Annotated in this window: 18 protein-coding genes, 1 tRNA gene and 1 riboswitch; of the genes, 10 read left to right on the top strand and 9 right to left on the bottom strand. The window is 64.1% G+C overall.

All coding sequences use genetic code 11. The features are described from left to right. Nucleotides 1-58: 58 nt before the first annotated feature. Nucleotides 59-1282: a GGDEF domain-containing protein gene (locus L288_RS23420; RefSeq protein ID WP_330216939.1), complete on the top strand. Its 1224-nt coding sequence runs from the start codon at nt 59-61 to the stop codon at nt 1280-1282. A gap of 7 nt (nt 1283-1289) precedes the next feature. Here the strand turns inward: L288_RS23420 and L288_RS23415 are convergent, their stop codons facing one another. Next, a complete protein-coding gene (locus L288_RS23415) occupies nt 1290-2201 on the bottom strand; it encodes an oxidoreductase (RefSeq protein ID WP_021236546.1) in 912 nt (303 codons plus the stop codon). A gap of 293 nt (nt 2202-2494) precedes the next feature. Here L288_RS23415 and L288_RS23410 point away from each other — a divergent pair, with 293 nt between their 5' ends. The 4 genes from L288_RS23410 to L288_RS23395 all read left to right on the top strand — a co-directional run bounded on the left by L288_RS23410 (nt 2495) and on the right by L288_RS23395 (nt 7909). Next, on the top strand, nt 2495-3565 hold the full coding sequence (locus tag L288_RS23410; protein ID WP_152522018.1) for a hypothetical protein: 1071 nt from the start codon (nt 2495-2497) through the stop codon (nt 3563-3565). A 39-nt stretch (nt 3566-3604) separates the two neighbouring features. Beyond that, nucleotides 3605-5545 (top strand): flavin-containing monooxygenase, encoded by a 1941-nt coding sequence (locus tag L288_RS23405; protein WP_051209589.1) that lies wholly within the window; start codon nt 3605-3607, stop codon nt 5543-5545. A 107-nt stretch (nt 5546-5652) separates the two neighbouring features. Next, the gene (locus tag L288_RS23400) at nt 5653-6960 is read left to right on the top strand and encodes a spinster family MFS transporter (RefSeq protein ID WP_021236543.1); all 1308 of its coding nucleotides are present in this window, start codon (nt 5653-5655) and stop codon (nt 6958-6960) included. After that, the gene (locus L288_RS23395) at nt 6950-7909 is read left to right on the top strand and encodes a DMT family transporter (protein WP_021236542.1); all 960 of its coding nucleotides are present in this window, start codon (nt 6950-6952) and stop codon (nt 7907-7909) included. Before L288_RS23400 ends, L288_RS23395 begins: the two co-directional genes overlap by 11 nt. Here L288_RS23395 and L288_RS23390 read toward each other — a convergent pair. The 4 genes from L288_RS23390 to L288_RS23375 all read right to left on the bottom strand — a co-directional run bounded on the left by L288_RS23390 (nt 7906) and on the right by L288_RS23375 (nt 15353). Beyond that, entirely contained in the window at nt 7906-8691 is a 786-nt protein-coding gene (locus tag L288_RS23390) for a sugar phosphate isomerase/epimerase family protein (RefSeq protein ID WP_021236541.1), read from the bottom strand. The genes L288_RS23395 and L288_RS23390 overlap by 4 nt on opposite strands. 651 nt (nt 8692-9342) lie before the next feature. Beyond that, nucleotides 9343-9418: riboswitch (cyclic di-GMP riboswitch) on the bottom strand. 243 nt (nt 9419-9661) lie between these two features. Next, on the bottom strand, nt 9662-12754 hold the full coding sequence (locus L288_RS23385; RefSeq protein WP_021236539.1) for an efflux RND transporter permease subunit: 3093 nt from the start codon (nt 12752-12754) through the stop codon (nt 9662-9664). Then, nucleotides 12751-13839, bottom strand: coding sequence for an efflux RND transporter periplasmic adaptor subunit (locus tag L288_RS23380; protein ID WP_021236538.1), 1089 nt, complete (start codon nt 13837-13839; stop codon nt 12751-12753). Before L288_RS23380 ends, L288_RS23385 begins: the two co-directional genes overlap by 4 nt. A gap of 20 nt (nt 13840-13859) precedes the next feature. After that, nucleotides 13860-15353: a TolC family protein gene (locus L288_RS23375; protein WP_161625637.1), complete on the bottom strand. Its 1494-nt coding sequence runs from the start codon at nt 15351-15353 to the stop codon at nt 13860-13862. Nucleotides 15354-15466: 113 nt separating this feature from the next. Between L288_RS23375 and L288_RS23370 the strand changes: the two genes are divergently transcribed. Both L288_RS23370 and L288_RS23365 read left to right on the top strand, forming a co-directional pair. Beyond that, nucleotides 15467-16111, top strand: a complete 645-nt coding sequence (locus tag L288_RS23370) for a TetR/AcrR family transcriptional regulator (protein WP_021236536.1) — start codon at nt 15467-15469, stop codon at nt 16109-16111. Nucleotides 16112-16165: 54 nt separating this feature from the next. After that, nucleotides 16166-16786 carry a TetR/AcrR family transcriptional regulator gene (locus L288_RS23365; protein WP_021236535.1) on the top strand — a complete coding sequence of 207 codons (621 nt, stop codon included), beginning with the start codon at nt 16166-16168 and terminating at the stop codon, nt 16784-16786. Nucleotides 16787-16823: 37 nt separating this feature from the next. Here L288_RS23365 and L288_RS23360 read toward each other — a convergent pair whose 3' ends face one another. After that, the gene (locus L288_RS23360; RefSeq protein WP_021236534.1) at nt 16824-17795 is read right to left on the bottom strand and encodes a bile acid:sodium symporter family protein; all 972 of its coding nucleotides are present in this window, start codon (nt 17793-17795) and stop codon (nt 16824-16826) included. A gap of 90 nt (nt 17796-17885) precedes the next feature. On the opposite strand from L288_RS23360, the gene L288_RS23355 reads away from it, so the two are divergent. After that, entirely contained in the window at nt 17886-18644 is a 759-nt protein-coding gene (locus tag L288_RS23355) for an enoyl-CoA hydratase-related protein (RefSeq protein ID WP_021236533.1), read from the top strand. Between the two features lie 60 nt (nt 18645-18704). On the opposite strand, the gene L288_RS23350 is transcribed toward L288_RS23355, so the two are convergent. Then, nucleotides 18705-19016, bottom strand: a complete 312-nt coding sequence (locus tag L288_RS23350; RefSeq protein WP_021236532.1) for a hypothetical protein — start codon at nt 19014-19016, stop codon at nt 18705-18707. A 69-nt stretch (nt 19017-19085) separates the two neighbouring features. Further along, a complete protein-coding gene (locus tag L288_RS23345; RefSeq protein WP_030541077.1) occupies nt 19086-19607 on the bottom strand; it encodes a MarR family winged helix-turn-helix transcriptional regulator in 522 nt (173 codons plus the stop codon). A 128-nt stretch (nt 19608-19735) separates the two neighbouring features. Between L288_RS23345 and L288_RS23340 the strand changes: the two genes are divergently transcribed. Beyond that, nucleotides 19736-19810: transfer RNA gene (locus L288_RS23340), tRNA-Gln, on the top strand. Nucleotides 19811-20093: 283 nt separating this feature from the next. On the opposite strand, the gene L288_RS44215 is transcribed toward L288_RS23340, so the two are convergent. Next, nucleotides 20094-20204 (bottom strand): recombinase family protein, encoded by a 111-nt coding sequence (locus L288_RS44215; protein WP_021236530.1) that lies wholly within the window; start codon nt 20202-20204, stop codon nt 20094-20096. A 150-nt stretch (nt 20205-20354) separates the two neighbouring features. Here L288_RS44215 and L288_RS23335 point away from each other — a divergent pair, with 150 nt between their 5' ends. Beyond that, nucleotides 20355-21866 carry an ABC1 kinase family protein gene (locus tag L288_RS23335; protein WP_031303741.1) on the top strand — a complete coding sequence of 504 codons (1512 nt, stop codon included), beginning with the start codon at nt 20355-20357 and terminating at the stop codon, nt 21864-21866. Nucleotides 21867-21932: the final 66 nt, after the last annotated feature.

The following is a 21932-nucleotide window of genomic DNA, read 5'->3' as shown; positions in this document are numbered from 1 at the left end:
TTCACCAGCCTGTCGAATTTCGTTCGACATGATCCTCTATTCCCGATTTATGCATTTCATGGAAAATCCAGCCACTCTCTTCCGGCGATTACCGGCCAAGCTCACGCACCATCTGGGCAGGTGGCCGCAGGCCGCACTGCCGGACGCGGTGTATCGCGACCTGGTGGAAACGCTGTTTTCCATGCGCCTGCCGATCCTTGGTCTTGGCATATTATATGTGCTTTCGGCCGCAGTGATTTTCGCGCAGGATCGTGATCCGGTCATCGCCGCGTTGATGGCGGCGGCGGCGGCGCTGACGGCGGCGCGCCTCGCCCTTCTGATCGCCTATCAGCGCAGGGCGGGCGGGATGCTGACCGTAACCGAGCTGCGGCGGTGGGAGCGCAGCTATGCGATCGGCAGCCATGCCTTCGCCCTGCTGCTCGCCGGGTTCAGCATCACCGTGCTGCAAAGCCATGCGCCGCTCAATCACTTGCTGGTGATCAGCCTGATCTTCACCTTCGGCGCGGGCATCGTGTCCCGCATCGGTGTCAGGCCAGCCATTTGCGTCACCAGCCTGCTGCTGGCCACGGTGCCTGCCATCATCGCCCTGGCGGTCCATGCAGGCACCCGTTATGGCACCGGCATCCATTCGGAATATTTTATCGTAGAGGCCTTTCTGCTGGCGGTGGTGACGGCGCTCAGCCTGGAGTCAGTGCGCCATCTGCACAGGACCGCAGTCGAACATCTGACCGTCAAGCATGATCTGGCGCATCTGGTGCGGCAGGATGCGCTTACCGGCCTGCCCAACCGCCTGATGCTGCGTGAACGGTTCCGCGACAGCCTGCCGTCCACGGCGTCGGGCGATCGCCAGCTTGCGCTTCACTTCCTCGATCTGGATGGCTTCAAGGCGATCAATGACCGCTACGGCCACCTGGCCGGAGACGCAGTGCTTCGCGAAGTCGCTCTGCGCCTGAACGCGATCGTCCGGTCAGGCGATACCGTCGCGCGCCTTGGCGGTGACGAATTCATCGTCATCCAGGCGGATGTGCGGCACGAAGGAGAAGCGGAAATGCTGGCTCGCCGCATCATCCGCAACCTCAGCGCGCCCTATCAGATCATGGACATGACGATGCATATCTCGGTCAGCATCGGCATCGCCATGGCGCCCCGGCATGGGTTGAACCTGGAACATCTGACCGCTTGCGCCGATGCGGCGCTCTACCGGTCCAAGCGCGGCGGCAAGGCGCAGCTTTACTTCTGCACTCCCGAAGACGTGGCGAACGCTGCCCGCGCTGTAGCCTGACAAAGAGTCAGGCCTCCGGCAATCCGGGATCGATCCCCGTCAGTTCCACCGAAAGGTCCCAGAGGCGGCGGGCGTCGCCGCGATCGAGCGCATGCTTTTCGATCCGCGCCTTCCCCGATGCCCCGCGCATTTCCCAAATGCCCTGTGGCCCGAAATAGTCGCCGCCCTGCGCCTGCGGATCTGTTGCCGCTTGCAGCGCGGGCCACGCCGCTGCCGCGACCGGATTGAACAGCGGGCGGGCGAGCGGCAGCAACGGCTGCGTCCAGGACGGCAGGTGCCGCATCAATTCGGTCAGCGACACGCCCGGATGGCAGCCGATCGCCTTCACCGGCGATCCCGCTGCGCGCAGGCGGCGGTCCAGTTCCAGCATGAACAGCAGGTTGGCGAGCTTGCTCTGCGCATAGAAGCGGCCGCTATTATAGCCTTTTTCCGCGTGCAGATTGTCCCACATCATCCGGCCCTGCCGGTGCGCGAGGCTGGCGGTCACCACCACGCGCGCGCCAGCGGTCTGCGCCAGTTTGGGCAGCAGCAGGGCCGTCAACGCAAAGCTGCCCAGATGATTGACGCCGAACTGGGACTCCGCGCCTTGTGCCGTCCGGGAAAGCGGCGGGATCATCACCCCCGCATTGTTCAGCAGCACGTCCAGCCGGGGTTCCGCCGCGACCTGTCCGGCCGCGCGGCGGACGCTGGCGAGGTCCGCCTGATCCAGCGCGACATAGGCGAGGTCCGCGCCCGGCGTGGCGGCCTTGATCCGCTCCATCGCAGCCTGCGCCCGTGCGGCATCGCGGCACCCCAGCAGCACGCGCGCGCCCTTGGCCGCGAGCACCTTCGCAGCCTCCAGCCCTATGCCCGTGTTCGCGCCGGTGACAAGGATCGTGCGCCCCGTCTGAACGGGCACATCGGCGGCGGTGAAGCTCATCTGCCTTTTCCCCTCTTCCTCAAACTTGTCTTCCACCCGGCGGCAGATGGCCTTGCATGGGGAAAAGGCGGCTGAATGGCAACCAGCCTGCCTCTTGCGCTGCTCTCCAGACCAGTTTCAGGCATTTTCCGACTAGCGGTCGAAAAAAAGATTGAACCCCGTCTGCGCCCGGCATAATGTTCGACCCGGATGCGATCTGCACAAGGGCAGACCCGATATTTCGCATAGATGAATGGAGCCCGGACGGCCATGCGCCGCAACCGGGCGGCAAAAGAGAGAGGATGGAAAATCTGATGACCGGCGATAGCTCCTTTGTGATCCGCCCCGTCGCGGAACCGCAGATCGTGGACAATGTCTACAGCGAGGATCAGGTGCAGCGGATGATCGACGTCATTCGCCGTCATGGACCGTGGAAGATGGTTCTGGCCCAGCATTTCAAGTCGGCAGAGGAAGTGGTCGCGACGATGTCGGGACAGATGCCGGAAGGCGTCGAACCATCCTTCGATATGTTCCTGACCCCCAATTTCCGCGGCTATTTCGGCATCCACGGCATGTCAAACTATGCCGAGTTGGACGACATTTTCTATAATCCCGCCCATCTGGCGCATGTGCGCTCCTACTGGGATGCCGAGTTCGCCGCGCCTGAATCGATGAACTTCATCATCCAGGGTTCGTCCCGCAATCTGGACCCGGCGCATCTGGACGGCACCAGCTTTCGCGGCGTCGATGGGCGCAACTCGCCCGTGTGGCTGCTGAACACCATGGCCAAGTCGGGCCTGTTCCAGCGCTGGATGATGAAGAAGGCGCAGGTCATTAGCTGGTTCTACAATGGCACGATCGGCGGCGGCTTCACCTATTGGCCCGATGGCCCCAAGGGCGCGCCGAAGCGGCTGGCCATGCCTGCCTGGAATCGGGGCGTGGTGACGCAGAATGAAATGATGTTCCACCGGGGCGAAGCCTGCGGCCCGATGGACAAGCGCATGCCGGAAGGGCTGGCCTTCCAGTCGCTATGGTCAGCCGACCCGGAAACGGCGGACGGCTGGCAGATCACCACCGATGGAAAGGTCATCGAGCGGGTTTCGGCGGAAGAAACGCGGCTGATGGTTCATTGGACGGCGCAAGTCTACAAGGACAAGGCGGAACGCGATCTCGTCTTCAATCATAGTGACGACATCACTCATGATCAGGTCTTCGACATTTTCGTCGCCGACCTGCGCGCGCGCGGCCTGACCTTCGCGATGCCGGGCGATCCGATGACCGATCGCGAGTTCATCCGGCTGCTGACATCGACCTATGATTGCGGCCGCCCTTCGATCTACCCCGTCGAAGCGCCTGGACCGCATCAGGAACAGATCGCCGCCTGACATTCAAACCGCTAGACTGGCGAGAGACGATATATGGATATGAGAACGCAAACGTCGCCCCATAGGCTGGGCGACGACAGCCGGACGCTGCCCATCGCGGACGGCCCGGAACTACGCGCCGCGCTGGAGGCCGCTAACCTCCAGACGTTGCTGATGGTCTATGTGCACCTGACGCATGATGAATCCATGCTGGAAACCTTCAAGGTCCACATCCATCCGCCCTACACCAATCCCGATTATCAGATCCCGCAGGATTGCATCGAGGATTTGCGCGAAAAGCTCCTCTACGTGCTCACCACGCCGGGCGCGGCGCGCCCCGGCGATCCGCCGCTCGACCTGATGAAGAAGATGATGAGCGTGGGCGTCGGCGAGCCGGTGGAGGATGAGTTCATCCCCATGGTGATGGAGCAGGCGGGCTTTCAACGGACCGCTCCCCGCAAGGAGAAGCCCGGCCGCACGCCTCCGCCTCCCGGCTTCAAGGTGCTGGTGATCGGCGCGGGACTGACCGGCCTGCTCGCCAGCATCGAACTGGAGCGCGCGGGCTATGACCATGTCGTCATCGAAAAGAATGAAGAGGTGGGCGGAACCTGGTGGAAGAACCGTTATCCCGGCGTGGGCGTCGATACGCCCAGCCATTTTTATTCCTATTCCTTCGAAATCAGCCCCGAATGGAATCATTATCATCCGCATGGCGCGGACATGCGCGAATATTTCCGCAGCGTGGCGGACAAATATGACCTTCGACGCAACATCCGTTTCCAGACGAAGGTGCACAGCCTGGAATATGATGAGAAGGACGCCGTCTGGAACGTCACCGTCGAAGATTTGAAAAGCGGGAAGCGCGACGTCATCCGCGCCAATGCCGTCTTCAACGCCTTCGGCACCGCCGACCGCTGGAGCCTGCCCGACATCAAGGGGATCGACAGCTACAAGGGCATCATCACCCACTCGGCGGGCTATGACGAGACTATCGACCTAAAGGGCAAGCGGGTCGCCGTGATCGGCACGGGCGCCAGTTCCGCCCAGATCGTGGCGACGATCGCCAGCGAGGTCAGCGAACTCGCCGTCTTCATGCGCACCAAACACTGGATGATCAACAATCCAGAGGTCACCAAGGAAGTGCCAGAGGCGGTGAAATGGGCGCTGCGCCACATTCCCCATTATAAGGAATGGTTCCGCTTCCGCGTCTTCTGGTTCGCCGCCGACGGATTGTATCCCAATGTGGTGAAGGACCCCAGCTATCCCGAAGACGGCATCGCCGTGTCGGCCCTGAACGAAGGGATGCGGCAATATGCGCTGTCGCACATGCGGCACAAGCTGGCGGGGCGGCCTGACTTGATGGAAAAGCTGACGCCCGATTTCCCCATCTTTTCCAAGCGGATCGTCATGGACGCGGGCTGGTATGACGCTCTGGTCATGCCGCACGTCACGCTGGAGGACAGCCCGATCACCGAGATCACGCCCACGGGCATTCGCACCGCCAATGGCAGGGAATATGAGGTGGACGTGATCATCTGCGCCACCGGGTTCCGCCATGGCAAGCTGGTGAAGGACCTCAAGATCACCGGCCGCGAAGGGCACGATCTGGCGGTCGATTGGGCCGACGAGGAGGAGCGTGCCTATATGGGCACGACGATCCCAGGCTATCCCAACTATTTCATGTCGGTGGGGCCGAACGCTGGCCCCAATCATGCGGGCGGCCTCAACATCGTCAGCGAGGCGCAGGTCCATTATATGATCGAATGCCTGGACCATATGCTGGCGAGCGGCGCGCGGACCATCGAGCCGACGCAGGAGGCGTTCGTCCGCCACAATCGCCGGATCGACGATCGTATGAAACATATGATCTGGACCCATCCCAAGTCCAAAAGCTATTATCAGAACAGCAAGGGACGCCCCGTGGGCCCATGGCCTTTCCGCCTGGTCGATATGTGGAACGAAATGCGCGGGCCGGTGCGCGAAGATTTCCGGGTCGAATAGGAAGGGCCGCGCTTTACGGCCTCTGACGGACCGCTGCCCGATGGCGGCGGTCCTTTCCATTGCCCGCGTTACCGGGTTCGTAAACGGACGTCTTGAAGGGGAATCCGATGCACGCAGGCAATGAAGGCGCGGCGGTTCAGTCGTCCCACGGCCGGTCCTATGCCATCTACATGCTCATATTGCTGTTGCTCGCCAGCACGCTCAGCAATGCGGACCGTCACGTACTGTCGGTCCTGCTGCCGTCGATCAAGGCGGAGTTCGGCCTCAGCAATTCCATGCTGGGTCTGATCGCCGGTCCCGTGTTCATTGTGCCCTATGTCCTCTTCACCATGCCGCTTGCCCGGCTGGCCGACCGCTGGTCGCGGCGGTCGGTGCTGGCGGGCGCCGTATTCGTGTGGAGCGTAGCGTCGGCGGCTTGCGGCATGGCCGCCCAGACATGGCATCTCATGTGCGCGCGGCTGGTGGTAGGCATGGGCGAGGCAGGCGGCGGGCCAGCCTCGCAATCGCTCGTCGCCACCCTCTTCACCAAGCGGCGCAATCTGGCGATGGGCGTGCTGGCGTCGGGCATTTACTGCGGCATCGTCGTCGGGCTGACCGGAGGCGCTGCAATCGCGGAGGCTGCGGGCTGGCGCATGGCCTTCATCGCCCTTGCCCTGCCGGGCATTCCGCTCGCGCTGCTCATCTGGTGGACTGGCCCCAGGCGTCTGCGCAAAGTGGTCACGGCCGCGCCCGCGCAGGGCAAGCCCGCTGGCGTGCTGGCGCATTGCATGCGGATACGATCGCTGGTCCTGCTTGCGTTGGGGATGGGCATCTTCAACATCTACGGCTATGGGGCCGCGACATGGATGCCGTCCTATTTCACTCTGTCCCATGGCATGTCGATGGTGGAAGCTGGCGCCTGGATGGGCGTGGGCGCCGCGTGCGGCGGCGTGGTCGGCAGCATCGCCAGCGGCGTCATCGTGGAAGCGCTGGTGCCGCGTCACAAAAGCTGGCAGCTTCGGGTGCCTGCGCTGGGGCTGCTCCTGTCCTGGCCGCTATCCTTGATCGTCTTCAGCCTGCCGGGCGGGACCGCCCTGCCCATCGGCGGCTATCCGGTGCCAGCCGTGGCTCTGCTGTCCGTGACCACCAGTTTCCTGTCATCGCTGTGGATGGGTCCGTCCTACGCAGCGCTGGCCCGGCTGGTGCCAGCGGATTTGCGCGCGCAGACGATCGGGCTGCTGGGCGTCGTCATGAACGTGATGGGCAGCCTGCTCGGTCCGCCGATCGCCGGGCTGGTCAGCGATCTCCTGACCGAGCGTTTCGGGACGGAATCGCTGCGCTACAGCCTGCTGACCATGAGCAGCCTCATCCTGGTCGGCGGGCTGATGCTATGGCGGGCCGCTGATCATTATGGAAAGGAAGTCGTTGAAGTCTGAGGCGGTTACCCTTTCCTCAGGGCAAGCAGGCGCGGTCCGCTCCGGCAGTCAGCCGGTCGAACATCGCGGAAGGGGCATCGCCCTGCGCGTCGGTGCGGTGACGGCGTTCGGCGCGATGATGGCGGCGATGAAATATGCCTCCGAACATGGCGTCGTTCCGATCGAGATCCTCTTTTACCGGAACCTCTTTTCCCTGCCGACGATCATCGCGTGGATTTTGTGGTCCGGCGGCTTTTCCGTCGTCAGGACCAGCCGCCCTGGAGCGCATGCGGCGCGGAGCATATTGGGCCTTGGCGTCATGTTCCTGACCTTCATGGCGCTGTCGCGGCTGCCGCTGGCGGAAGCGACGGTGATCAGCTTTTCCGCGCCCCTGTTCGCCACCATGCTGTCCGCCCTCGTGCTGCGCGAGACGGTGGGATGGCACCGGTGGAGCGCGGTTGCCATCGGCTTCATCGGCGTGCTGATCGCCGTCCAGCCCGGCGGGACGGAACTCCCCCTCGCGGGCGTGGCGATCGGCCTGACCGCGGCGCTTGGCACGGCCGTGGTCGTCATCACCCTGCGCCAGATCGGCCAGACGGAAAGCGCTGCCTCTACGGTGTTCTGGTTCAATATCGTCTGCATCACGGCGACCGCGCTACCCATGCCCTTCCTGTTCAAGGTCCATGAACCGGCCATATGGATGGCGCTTGTCCTGGGCGGCCTGATGGGCGGGATGGCGCAGATCATGATGACGTCTGCCGTCCGCTATGCGCCCGTTTCTGTCCTCGCCCCGTTCGATTATCTGCAACTGATCTGGGCGATATTCTGGGGCTATATTCTGTTTTCCGACCTGCCCGCAGCCCCGGCGATCGCGGGCGCGGCATTGATCGCCAGCGCGGGCTGCTATGTCGTCTGGCGGGAAAGAAAGCTGAACCGGCCGATCAGCGGCACGCCGCAGCGCGTGGTCTAAAGCTCTCCCAGCAGGCGGCGAGTGGCCTGCACGGCAATGCGGGCGCGCTCGACCGGCGTCGCATCCTCGGCGGCGATGAAGGGCGCTTCGATGGCGACGGTGGCGGAGGATGGGATCAGAGGGACGAAAGCTTCCAGCCCAAATTCCCCCTCACCCGGAGGCAAGCGCGCAATCGTGGCTTCGCGATAACGATCGGCGGGCGGTTCGCGCGGGCCGTCATTCAACTGAACATGAAATATGCGCTCCGGCGGCAGCGAGGCTATGTCGTCCCAGCTCCACCCGGATCGGACGACATGCAGCGTGTCGACGCACAGGCCCACATGCGCACCGGCAGACATCGCCAGTTCCAGCGCATCGCCCTGCGTGACAACCGCCGACAAGGGAAAAGCCTCTATTGCCATTTCCACGCCTGCGGACTTGGCAAGTCCGGCCAATCGGCACATGGCATCCCGCAAGCGCGCGGAATCAGGATCGAAGCCCAGCGCATTGACGCGCCCGCCCAACTCCGCCGTCAAATCGACGGTGCGCTCCAGCTCCGCCCAATCCGTGTCCTCCTGTAGCATGAAGGGTTCGACGATCCCGGTGCGCAGCCCGCTCCGCCGCAGCGCCTGCACCACATCCCGGCGTGCCGCCCCGTCATGGATCAGGTCACGATAAGGACCAAGCGGCAGCGGCTTGACGAACAGACTGACGCTGGAGCAGCCCGTCTCGCTGGCGACATCGATCAGTTCCAGCGCCGTCAAATCCGATAATGTAAGATGATCCAGGCAGAGCTGGCGCATGGTCTTCCTCTCCACAAGCGCCGTCACTGCGGCTTTGGTCCGCTGGAATTGAATGTTTGGGTCCTCTGCTGTCAAGCGCGGCTCGCCGATTGTCGAGGCATATGTAGGATCGGCGGGGCTGCTCGGACGGATGACTTTGCCTGCTTAGATGTCGAAGTCCCTTGGCTGGATTGAAGCACGACATCCCACGAAGGCACTCGGACGAGACAAGCGGCTCATGAAAGCCGGTTCAAGCGCCGATCTTCAAAATCAAGGGAGTGTGAGAAGAAGTAAGCCTGATTGAGATATTTTCGCGGGCTTCACACCCCTTCGCACTAAGCTATCGGAAGGCCATCTTCCGCCTATTCATAACCAATGCTTATGCAAAGCACAGCGTCCCGGAGCGGGGGGGGGCGGGAACCGGGACGCTGTGCTTCTCTCCCATAGTGCGACCCGAGGGAGGTTTATGTGCGCGAACCACCTCGCGCTGATGCGAGCGATGCCACCGTCTGGAGCAGGTGCGAGAGGGAGGTCCACGGCCCTTCCCACCTGCCCGACGGGCACTTCATCATGTTACGGCTGGATGGCCCAATCACGGCCCGAAGCGCCTGTTCGTCGAACATTTGCGCCATGAGAAAAGACCATATGCCGCGCCATCGCTCGATCCCCTGTTTCGGCAACCCCGCTATCTCGCCAGAGACCGGAGGTTTTGCGTCCTGCCGTCACCGGCAGTTTGCCTTTTCGGTCAGGGCAGCTTGCTTGGGCTCGCTGCTCTTTCCTGGAGACTACTTAGCCGGATTCTGCCCAAAGGTCAAACGCTTGTCGGCAGTATTTGACGTTCAGGCGGAGAGGGGCGGTTCAATAGGCGCTTTTCATAGGCGTCAACGGCATGCCCGCAGGCGCCATCATCAGCACGCTGCCGAATCTGCTTTTGACAAGCTGGCGCGACGACTCCCGCATCGGCCCATCCCTCCCGCTATGCGGGAAAAATTCAGGTGACGACCGGGTCCTCGTCACCGGGTTGCCGGGGCGTGACAAGCCGCGCCGCCTTGGGTGACAGCCAGCGTTCAAATCCGTCCACAATCTCGTAGATCACCGGCACGAAGATCAGCGACAAGGCAGTCGAGCTGATCAGCCCGCCGATCACCGCCAGCGCCATGGGCTGGCGAAACTCCGCGCCTTCACCGATGCCGAGAGCGGTCGGCATCATGCCCGCGGCCATGGCGACGGTCGTCATCACGATCGGGCGGGCGCGTTCCCGGCAACTGTTGCGCAGCGCTTCGCCCATCGGCACCCCGCGCCGCTCATCCTCGATCGCAAACTCCACCAGAAGGATGGAGTTTTTCGCGCATAAGCCAAGCAGCATCAACAGCCCGATCATCGCCGGAAGGTCCAGCGTCTTGCCGAAGATCAGCAGCGTCGCAAAAGCGCCCAGCAGCGACAATGGCAGCGCGGCCAGGATGACGACCGGCTTGAAGAAGCCCTTGAACAGCAGCACCAGCACGGAAAAGGTGAGGCCAATGCCTGCCGCGATGGCGATCATGAAGCCGCCGAACAATTCCTGAATGGCTTCGGAATCGCCCTCGCGCGCCTGCTTCACCCCTGCGGGCAGGGTCTTCATCGCCGGAAGCGCCGCGACTTCTTCCAGAGCCTGACCCAGCGTACGGCCGGACACCAGATCCGCCTCCACCGATACGCGGCGTTCGCGATCATAGCGGATGATCTTGCCGGGGCCCGCGCGGAAGGTGATGTCGGCGACGGCCGACAGCGGAGTCGTGTTGCCGTCCAGCGTCGGCACGCGCAGCCCGGCGATGACGGACAGGTCCTGCCGCGCTCCTTCGGGCAGGCGCACGCGGATCGGCACGCGCTCATCACCATCGGACAGCTTTGCGACATTGGCGTCGATATCGCCGATGGTGGCGATGCGCAGCACCTGCGCCAGCGTGCGGCTGTCGACATTCAGGCGCGCCGCTTCCGCCGGACGGGGCGTCACGATCAATTCCGGCCCGGCCGGGGGTGGCGCGGGACGCGGGTCGGAAATGGACGGCACATCGCGCATCTGGCGCAGCAAAGCGGTCTGGGTCCGCTCCAGCGCCTGCCCGTCCTCGCCCGCCAGGATGATGTTCACCGCCGCGCTGCCGAACGCCCCCTGGTTGGACAGGCGCACATCGGGCACGTCGCGCAGCTTGGGACGGATGATTTCGCGAAACTCGTCGGTCGTGATGTCCCGATCATGCTTCAGGAGGACGGTGATCGTGCCGGACCGCATGTCATCCGTGCCGCCGAAACCCGCGGTGGAACCGACCTGCGCGAAGACCCGCTCCACGGCTGGTTCCTTGAGCAGCAGGCGCGTCGCCTGGGTGACCGACTGTTCCATGTCGGCCCGCGTCGCGCCGGGCGCACCTTGCACCGCGATATAGAGATAGCCCGGATTGCCGACCGGCTGGAATCCGATCGGCGTGGACACCGCCATCAGCAGCGACACCACCAATATGCCCGTGCCGATCGCCATCGTCGTCCAGCGATGCGCCAGCGCCCAATCCAGAATGCGGGTATAGCGCCGGTAGACCGCGCTATGCTCCTTGTCCGGCTGATGACCGCGATCGTGCAGCGGCGTCAGGAAATAGGCCGCCATGAGCGGCGTCAGCAGACGCGCGACCACCAGCGAGAACAGCACCGCCGCCGCGACGGTCAGGCCGAATTCCCGGAAAAACTGCCCCGCCTGTCCCGGAATGAGCGACACGGGCGCGAATACCGCGACAATGGTGAAAGTCGTGGCGATGACAGCGAGGCCAATCGCATCGGCACCGATCAGCGCCGCGCGATAAGGTGATTCCCCCGCCTCGATCCGCTTTTCGATATTTTCGACCTCAACGATGGCGTCGTCCACCAGGATGCCGATGACCAGCGTCAGCGCGAGCAGCGTGATACTGTTCAGGCTGAACCCCATTGCCGACATGAACACGAAGGTTGGGATCAGCGACAGCGGCATGGCGACGGCGGCGATGATGGTCGCGCGCCAGTTGCGCAGGAATACATAAACGATCAGCACCGCCAGGAATATGCCTTCCACCAGCACATGCTGCGTCGACGAAAAGGTCCTGCGGGTCGAATCGACCGTCGATACCAGCCGGGTAAAGGTGACGCCGGGATGCTCCGCCTCCAGTTGGGCGATGGTGGCGACGACCTTGTCCTCGACGCTGATGTCGCTGACATCGCTGGTCTTGCTGATCTGAACGGCGGTGACGGGGCGGCCGTCCAGACGCGCGAAGCTGCGCTCCTCCGTCGCGCCGTCACCCACTTCGGCGATGTCGGACAGGCGCACATAGCGGCCCGCCACCGGGATGGTGACGTTGCGCAAACGGGCGACGTCATTGTTGGAGCCCAGCACGCGGATCGTCTGTTCAACCTCGCCGATACCCGCGCGTCCGCCCGCCTCGTCCGTGTTGAACGCTGCCAGCGCATTGTTGACCTGCGGCGGCGTGACGCCCAGCGCCGCCATCCGCTCGGCATCCAGGATGACGTTGATCTCACGGGTCGCGCCACCGATGCGGCTGACCTGCGCCACGCCATCCTGCGCCTGGAAAGCGCGCGAGGCGACCTTGTCAATGAAGCGCGACAGTTCGGGTCCGCTCATCCCCTTCGCGCTGACGGCATAGGTCAGGATCGGCGCATTATCGATGTCCAGCCGCTGCACCAGCGGCGGATCGATGCCCGGTGGCAACTGCACCCGCGTCCGCTCCACCGCCGTGCGAATATCGTCGGTCGCCTTCTGCATGTCGCTATGCAGTTCGAATTCGACCATCGTCGTGGATGCGCCCAGCACCACTGTCGAACTGATATGCTTGACACCTGATACGGTGCTCAGCGAATTTTCGATCGGCCGGGTGATCTGGTTTTCCATCTCGCTCGGCGCGGCCCCGCTTTGCGTCACCGTCACCTGCACGACGGGCACAGTCACATTGGGGAACTGCTTGATGGGCAGGCCCACATAAGCAACGATGCCCGCGATCGTCAGCAGGATAAAGAGCGACACGACCGGAATCGGGTTCCGTATCGACCAGGCGGAGATCTGGAAGCTCATTTACGTGCCGCCTGCGCCTGAGCGATGCGGACCTTGTCGCCTTCCAGCACGAATGCGCCGCCGCTCAGCACCGCCCTTGCGCCCGGCTTCGCGCCGGAAAGGATCTCGGCAAAGCCGCCCGCTCGCCGCCCTGTGCGGACGCTGACGCGGTGCACCCGGTCATTCTTGTCAAGCAACAGCATGTAAGCGCCGTCCGCATCATAGTGCACCGCCTCTTCGGGCGCCACCGTCACCGGGGCGCTCGCCTTGACGAAGCGGGCCTGGGCGAAGCCGCCCGCGCGCAGGTCATCGCGCACCGGCAGCGCGATGCGGGCGCGAGAAAGCCCCGTCTGATTATCCACCCGCGCGCCTAGCAGCCGTACCCGGCCGTCGAGCGTGGTGCCGTCAGCCAGCGTCACCGTCACCGGATCGTTGATGGACAATGTGCCCATCGACGCTTCGGGCACTTCGGCGTCCAGTTCGATCAGGTTGCCGCGCGCGATGGTGAACATGACCTGCCCGGTGGACGAGGCGTCACCCGGCCGGGCCGATCGTTGCAATACGCGTCCAGCGACCGGCGTACGGACGGCCATGCGCTGCTGCCGCGTCAGAAGGTCCTGCAATTGCGCGCGAGCGACCTCCACCCCGGCGGCGGCGGTCCGGTCGGCGTTGCGGCGCTGCTCGATCGCTTCCTGCGAGAGCACGCCGCTATTGTCCAGTCCGGCGACGCGGCGGGCTTCGGCCCTCGCCTGGTCCGCCTGCGCACGTTGCTGCGCCAGTGTGGCGCGCGCCTGGGCAATCTGCGATTCCAGCAGGGCATCGTCCAGCACCGCCAGCACCTGCCCCGCGCGAACGTTTGCATCCTCCTCCACCAGCACGCGGGCGATGCGATAGCCCGACACTTCCGGCGCAATCGCCACTTCCTCGCGCGGGATCAGGCGGCCGGATGCTGCAAAGCCACCCTCCAGCGGCTTTTGCTCGACGCGTGCGACCGTAACCGACGGGGGCGGCGGCGCAACCTTTTCCTCCGCATTTCCGCATGCGGCAAGCATCTGCACTGCGGCCAGCGCGGCTGCGGTCAAGGCAAGGAACGGCTTGTGCGTCACGGATTTTCCCTGAGCGAATGTCATGAGACGGGCGTTTGAATATTGGCAGGTGGATCGGCCGCTACCGGCAGTGGAACAGGCTCATGCCCCGGCGCGATAGCGGGCGCAGCCGGGTCCCACCCGCCGCCAAGCGCGCGGAAGGCACTCACCACATTGGTCAGCGCCTGCGATCGCGCGATGGTGAGCGCCGTGCGCGCGGCGCGCCAGCTTCGTTCCGATTGCAGCAGCGTGGTAAGATCGGTGAGGCCGATACGATATCCCTGCCGCGCCGCCTCAAACGCAAAGCGGCTGCGTTCCTCCGCGCGGGTCAGTTCGGCGAGACGCGGGCGATCGCTCGCCACGGTGAACAGCGCCGTATCCGCGTCGCGAAAGGCCGCCTGCACCGCTGCCTCATAGGCGATCACGGCCTGCTGTCCTTGCGCTTCGGTGGCACGCAGCCGCGCCATCAGCCGGGGCCGGTCCAGGATCGGCAGCGTGACGCCGCTGGCCAGCGACCATAATCCATTCGTGCCGCCCAGCATCCCCGTCGTGCGCGTGATGCTGCCGCTGCCCTGAAGGGTGAATTGCGGGAACAAGGCCAGCCGGTCGACTTTCACCTGCGCCGCTGCCGCCGCGAGCCGCGCTTGCGCCGACAGCACGTCGGGGCGGCGTGTCAGCAGGGTCGCTGGAAAGGCGGCAGGCACGGCAGGCGGAATGTCCAGCCGGGGCTCGATCGGCAGGCTGCTGACCGGTGCGTCCGCCCTGCCCGTCAGCACCAGCAGCGACCTTCGCGCATTATGCAGCGCCGCGTCCAGCCGCACCACTTCCGCCCGCGCCGTCGCCACGTCGCTTTCCAGGCGGGCCGTATCCGCGCCGGATACCAGTCCGCGCGCCAGTCCCAGCCGCGATGTCGCCGCAAGTTCCTCCGTTATCCGCAGCGTCTCGGCCGCGTCATTCCGCTGCACTAGCAATCCCCGCGCCTCGAACAGCGCGCTCGCCACATCCGCCGCCAGACTGAGACGCGTGGCATGATAATCATAGGCGGCTGCAACATAATTGGCCCGCGCGCCCCGCCCGATCGCCGCCAGACGGCCGAACAGGTCGATCTCCCACGCGGGGGAGAAGGCGCCGGACAATGATTTGGCAGTCGCGGTCGATCCCATGAAATCAACGCCGCTGAACTGCTCACCCCCCTGTATGCGGGCGTTTCCGGTGAGGTTGCCGGTTGGCAGGCGCTGCGACAGGGACTGATCGCGGATCGCCCGCGCCTCGCGCAGGCGGAAATAGGCAGTGCGGGCGTCGGTGCTGTCCGCCAGCGCCCTGTCCACCAGTTCCACCAGCTGCGGATCGCCGAACCTGTACCACCAGCGATCGATCGCCTCCGCTTCCTGAGAGGCGGATAGGGCCGTCTGCTCCGCATCGAAGGCGGCGGGCAAGGACGTCCTTGGCTGGTCCAGCCTGACGCTGGGCGCGCAACCACCGGCAGCCAACGCCGCCGCCGCAACCAGACAGAGGTGGAAACGGGCAATCGGCAAGAGGAGGCAGCTCCGTATCGCGCGCAAGGCGCTGGTTCAGCATTCGAATAAGCCCGGTCAAAAAAGGAAACAAGACTGTTTCTTTTGTCCCCGGAATTTTCTACATCTGGCCTATGAGCGATCCTTCTCCCCCCGCCCGCAGACCGGGCCGCCCGCGGCGTGAGGAAGCTGGCGACATCGAACGGCGGCTCACCGAAGCCGCTGTGCACATGCTGGTGCAGCATGGCGCGGGCGTGACGATGAACGCCCTGATCGCCGCGTCCGGCCTGTCGCGAAAAACGGTCTATGCGCGCTATCCCAATATGTCGGCGCTGCTGCTTTCCGTCCTACGCAAGCTGCTCCATTTCGAACATGCACCCTTTGCCGTGCCAGAGGGGCCGGATTGGCGATTGCGTCTGCGCGATTCGATCAGGGACCTTCTGGAGGAAGTGTCGCAACCGCATGCACAGGCTCTACGCCGCATATTGATGATGGATTCCAGCCTGTTCGAGGAGGTGAAACCGCAAATCGAGCAAGTGGTCGTCAAGCGATATGTGGACCCGTTCAGCGGCTTTTTCACCAGCCTTATCGAAGATGGGCTCATCCCCCCGCAGGACACGGTTTTCGCGGCGGAAACACTGATGAACATCGTCCTTATGGAAGCGCAACGCCGCTTTTACGAAGGGGATGACAGCAAGGACCCGATGATCTTCGTCGGCAATGCCGCCCGCCTCTTCTGCGGCGGACTGGCAGCGGAACTGGACATGCTGGAACGATGACGTAGACAGAACGGACTTGCATCAGACGGATGCATGTTGGACAGCAACGGAGGAATGAACAATCAAGCCAGCATAAGGCGCGCGGGCCGGCCCAGGGCGGAGGAGTCGGAACAGAAGCGCGAACGCCTGATCACCACGGCGCTACAGGAATTCGCCCGCGCCGGGTTCCACGCCGCATCCGTCAGGGACATTGCGGAAAAGGCGGAAATCTCCAGCCGCACCCTCTATAATTATTACCCGGAAAAGCTCGCCTTGCTGGAGGCGTGCCTTGAATATTCGGCGCGCCAGTTCCGGCCCGTGCTGCCCGCCCTGAAAGGCGGCCTTCATTCGCAGCTGGTCACCTACGCCACGGAAATGCAGCGATATCTTTCCAGGCCGCTCAGCATGCAGATCGCGCGCCTGATCTTTCGCGAAAGCAGCGATTTTGAAGGGCTGCGGGAAATCGCCCGGCTGCAATTCGAGCGGCATCAGGTCGTGCCCGTGGCCGCCATATTGGAAAAGGGCGGCGTCGATCCCGCCAGGTCGCAACTGCTGGCGATGCAGTTCGTCGCCATGGCCTTCGGCGAATGGCACCGCCGGTTGCTCTATGGGCGCGACCCCCTCACCCGTGCGGAAATGGCGGAACAGGCCGAACTTACCGTCGGCATATTCCTGAACGGCATCGGCAAATCCTGATGCATGGTCCGGCCCCTGACCCCAGCCGCCAAGGCAATCAATCAGCGGGTCCGGCCTTTGCCCCATAACGGCGGGCCAGAATAGCGCAGACCATTAGCTGAATCTGGTGAAATAGCATGACTGGCAGCAGCATCGGCCCCACCACGCTCGCTGGAAACAACACGCCTGCGATCGGCACGCCGGTCGCCAGACTCTTCTTCGACCCGCAAAATTGCAGTACCACCGCATCTTCGCGCGGCAGGTGGAGCAACCGCCCCAACGCCCAGGTAAACAGCAGCACCGCCGCTAATATGATGACGCATAGCACGGCCAGCACCACCAGTTCCATGCGCGAAACCTTGTGCCACAGCCCCTCGACCACGGCCGCGCTGAACGCCGAATAGACGATCAGCAGGATCGATCCCCTGTCCACCCGCCCCAGCATGGCGCGGTGCCGCGCGACAAAGCCGCCGATCAGCGGGCGGCTCAAATGGCCGAGCAGGAAGGGCAGCAGCAATTGCAGCACGATCTTTTCCACCGATGTCAGCGAAATGAGCGCGCCGCCACCGCTCTTGCCCATCAGCAGGGCGACGAGCAGCGGCGTCAGCGCAATGCCCAGCAGGTTGGAAAAGGACGCGCTCACCACCGCCGCCGCCACATTGCCGCGCGCGATCGCGGTGAAGGCGATGGAAGATTGCACGGTCGAAGGCAGCAGCGTCAGGAACAGCAGTCCCGCCCGCGTCGATGGCGCAATGCCTCCAACATGCTGCGTCGCCAGGCCGATGAGGGGGAAAAGCAGGAAAGTGGTGGAAAGCGTCGCCAGATGCAGTTTCCACGCCTTCGTCCCGCTCCAGATCGCCTCTCGCGATAATTTCGCGCCGTGCAGGAAGAATAGCAGAACGATCCCGGCATCCGCTGCCAGCGCAACGATGCGCGCGCCGTCCCCCCGCGCCGGAAGCACGGAAGCGAGCAGCACCATGCCGATCAGCAGGAGCAGAAAGGGATCGAGCAGTTCCCGGAGCCGGTTCATCCCCGCGCCTCTAAGGGGGATCGCCGAAAAAGGATAGACGCAAGGGCCGCTGCTGGCTCATCTGGGCAGAATGAAAGGACGTGAAATCCGATGAGCGAAGACATTGAGTGCCGCGAAAGGGACGGCGTGATGGAAATCCTGATCGACCGCCCGGCCAAGAAGAATGCGCTGACCACCGCCATGTATCAGCGGATGACCGCTGCGCTGGCCGATTGTTCGGCCCGGCCGGACATTGGCGCAGTGCTGTTCGCTGGCAAGGGCGACGACTTCTGCGCGGGCAACGATCTTCAGGATTTTACGCGCGGGCCAGAGGGCGGAGAGGCCGCATTCGCCTTCATCCGCGCGCTTGCCGCCTTCGAAAAGCCCGTGGTGGCCGCGGTTCAGGGGCTGGCCGTCGGCATAGGGACGACCATGCTCTTTCACTGCGACCTGGTCTATGCCGCGCCGGACGCTCGCTTCGTCACCCCCTTCGTCAATCTGGGCCTGGTGCCGGAGGCTGGCTCCAGCCTGCTCGCGCCCGCCACATTGGGCCATGCGCGCGCGTCGGCCATGCTGCTGCTGGGTGAGCCGATCGACGCTGAGACCGCCGATAGATCCGGCCTGCTTACCGCCATCGTGCCCGCTGGGAATTTGCTGGATCACGCTCGCGCCAAGGCGAAGGCGCTGCTCGCCAAACCGCCGCAGGCGCTCGCGGCGACACGACGGCTGATACGGGGCGACCTATCGCATCTCCTGCAACGGATCGATGAAGAAGCGGCGCTTTTTCGTCAGATGCTGGACTCTGCCGAAGCACAGGAAGCCTTTGCCGCCTTCTTCGAAAAACGTCCGCCGTCTTTCCCTCGCGCATAGCAACCAGCGGACGGCCAAAATGAGCTTAATCGGAAGGGGGAAGATGCCCCCTTCCCGCCCTCATCGCTGCATGTCGTTTCCGGCGCGCTCCATCGCCGCACCAGCATCGCGCCGCGCTTCCCTGGCCTCCCGGCCAGCCTCGCGCGCGGCATTGTCGGTCGCGGCGCCGATGCGGTCCACGCCATTGTCGATCGCACGGCCTGCATCATCCAGGCCATTGTCGATCCGGTCGCCCGCCCGGTCAGCAGCGCCGCTCACATCATTGCCGATGGCCGAACCGGCATTTTCAACGCTATCAGCCGCCTTTTCGGAACAGGCTGACAGGCCCGTGACGGACAGGATCGCCAAGGCTGGCAGATATGATATGTTCATGTGTCATCCTCATCACCGGTCAACAGTCCGTCATTAAGCGCGGCAGCGGCGATAAGGTTGCGCAAATGCTCACCGTCCGCGCAAGCCGAACACCATCGACCGGTCCGCATCCGGGATCAGCCCTTCCAGCACGCGCCAGAAGCCGGTGACCGACCCCTGCCCTGCCTGGGCATAGGCGGCGGCCATCTTCTCCCGCAGCGCGCGGAATAGCTCCGCCTCCAGTTCCTGCCCCGCGGGGCTGAGCCGCAGCAGCTTCTGCCTGCGATCGCTGGGACCCGGGCGGGTCTCGATATAGCCGCGCTCGATCAGGTCGTTGAGGACGCGGCCCAGCGACTGCTTGGTGATCGCCAGCAGCCGCAGCAGGTCCTTGACTGCAAGATCGGGCTGCCGCGAAATGAAATAGAGCGCGCGATGATGCGCCCGGCCCAGCCCCTGCGCCGCCAGCCCTTCGTCTATGGAACGGGTAAGCGCGGAATAGCCGAAATACAGCATCTCGATCCCCCGGCGAATCTCATTTTCCCGCAGGAACAGCGGAGAAGCCGGTGCAATCTGCGTGGATGCGGGGGTTACGGGTGAGCTATTTGCAGTCATGCCGGCGATTTCCAGAAGGAGCGGATCGATCCCCGCATATTGCCGGTCACAAGAGGTGATGACTAGGCTTTCCTTTCGCGCCGCACACGCTATATGGCGGACCGCGCCCGGCCGGTCCGCGCGCATGCTGGGGCGTAGCCAAGCGGTAAGGCAGCGGTTTTTGGTACCGCCATGCGCAGGTTCGAATCCTGCCGCCCCAGCCAGTTTCATGTTTTTGTTTGATTTTGAGCGTGTAAGTCACAAGCTGCGGTGAATGTCGGGTCCGTCTGCGGGGTCCACTCGTGGGATGCGTTTCGGGCCCAGCGGGAGCATGCCGGAGCCGCGCATGACTCGCTTGTGATTAGTGCAACCGTGGCGTTATTTTTTCTGCGAAAATGGGGGCTGGAGAGGCGAGAGGCCAGCCGCTGGAGACTGAGCGCCTGCGGAGGACTGTCGCGCTTACTTGCGCCAGTTTGGTGGGAGGCCGAGACGGTCCACGCTCCACGCTCACGCTGCCACCATATCGAACTTGCGGCGCGTGGCATCCTTCAGCAGGCGGTCAAAGGCGCGGCGCTTGTCCCGGCGCTTGGCTCCGCTGACCCCCGCATCCTCATACACCTCACCCTCCGCGATACCCGATCCCGGACAGGCCCTCCTGTAGAGTCGAGTGCAAATCCTTGAGCGCATGGAACTGCGGCCAGTTCACAAGCGGTTGATCTCTGCCAGTCAAGTTGCGGACCGCAGGCTCATTGAGTGTAAGGAGACATGATGTTCAAAACCTTGACCGTTGCCGCGCGCGACCGCGCCCGGCTGGCCGAGATCATCAATGTCGCGTCGCGGCTGGGGTTGGGGCTGCTCCTTGCCCAGCTTGGCATCGAACCCAAGGGCAAAGGGGGGCAACAGGATTTTGAAGGCGCTGATCTGCCGCGCCGGGTCAGAATGGCGCTGGAGGCATTGGGGCCGACTTTTGTCAAACTGGGGCAAATTCTGGCGACGCGCGCGGACCTTCTTCCACCCCATTGGATCGCGGAGTTGGAGGCGCTTCACAGCCAGGCGCCCATGATCGCGTTCGATGATCTGCGTCCCTCCGTGGAAGCCGCGCTTGGCGCACCGCCTGAAGAGGTGTTTGCCTCCTTCGATGAGACCCCTCTGGCGGCCGCGTCGATAGCGCAGGTTCATCGCGCGACGCTTGAAGATGGAACCGCCGTCGTGCTCAAGATCCGGCGGCCGGGCATCCGCCCGCCTGTCGAAGCGGACCTGAGGCTCGTGAGCCAGTTGGCCGCCCTTGCTGAAACGAGCAATCCGCAGGTCCGGCGCTTCCATCCGGTTGCGCTCGCCCGGCAGCTCGCCGACGCCATGCTGAGCGAACTGGATTTCACCCAGGAGGGACGCAACGCCGAGATGATCCGCGATGATTTCGCGGGCGAGCCGCAGGTGATCATCCCCGAAATCCACTGGCAATGGACATCAGAGAGCCTGCTTGTCATGGATTATGTCGAAGGGTCGCCGCCGCGCGACGGAGACATGCTGCGCGCCGAAGGGATCGATCCGGCGGCCATAGCGGCGCTCGGCGCCGACATGGTTCTGGACATGGTGCTGATCAACGGGCGGTTCCATGCCGATCCCCATCCCGGGAACCTCCTGTGCCTGCCGGGCAATCGCATTGCTCTGCTTGATTTCGGCATGATCGGGCATGTCTCGCCCCGCCGCCGCGAGGAGTTTCTGAGCTTCCTGCTGTCGCTCACCTCCGGCGATCCGGCGGCGCTTGCCGACACGCTGGCGATATGGTCCCAGGACGGCAACGTTCCGCGAGAGCGCGTGATGCTGGTGGCCGAACGCCTCGTTGCCCGACACAGCGGCGGACGCATCATCTTGTCCGCCATGATGACGGACTTCCTGGCCGTGCTGCGGGATGAGGAGTTGAGCCTGCCGCCCGACCTCCTCCTCATCCTCAAGGCCCTGATCACCATGGATGGCGTTCTCTCCCGCATCGAGCCGGACTTCGATCTCCAGGCGGCGATGCAGCGTTCCTGGCTTCGCGTGGCTCGCGCCCGTCTCTCACCCGGCCGGTGGGAGCCGCTGCTGCGCAGCCTGGTGCTGGAACTCGCGCGGATCGGCGATGATGCGCCCCGGCTGCTGCGCGCACTGACCCGCCGGATCGAAGGAGAAGCGATAGCCGCCCCATCATTGCAGCCGGATATTCGGGGCGCGGCCCGGCTCATCGCGAGCGCGATTGTTGCTGGCGCGCTGATCATTGCCCTGGCTCTCCTGGGCAGGTGATGGGCGGCTGGGGAGGTTGAAGTCCCTTGAAAAGGCTGAGCCGGCGAGCACGCAACCGGCTCAGCA

The sequence above is a fragment of the Sphingobium quisquiliarum P25 genome, assembly GCF_000445065.1.
GTDB classification, from domain to species: Bacteria; Pseudomonadota; Alphaproteobacteria; order Sphingomonadales; family Sphingomonadaceae; genus Sphingobium; species Sphingobium quisquiliarum.
This window is presented reverse-complemented; position numbering and strand designations above follow the sequence as displayed.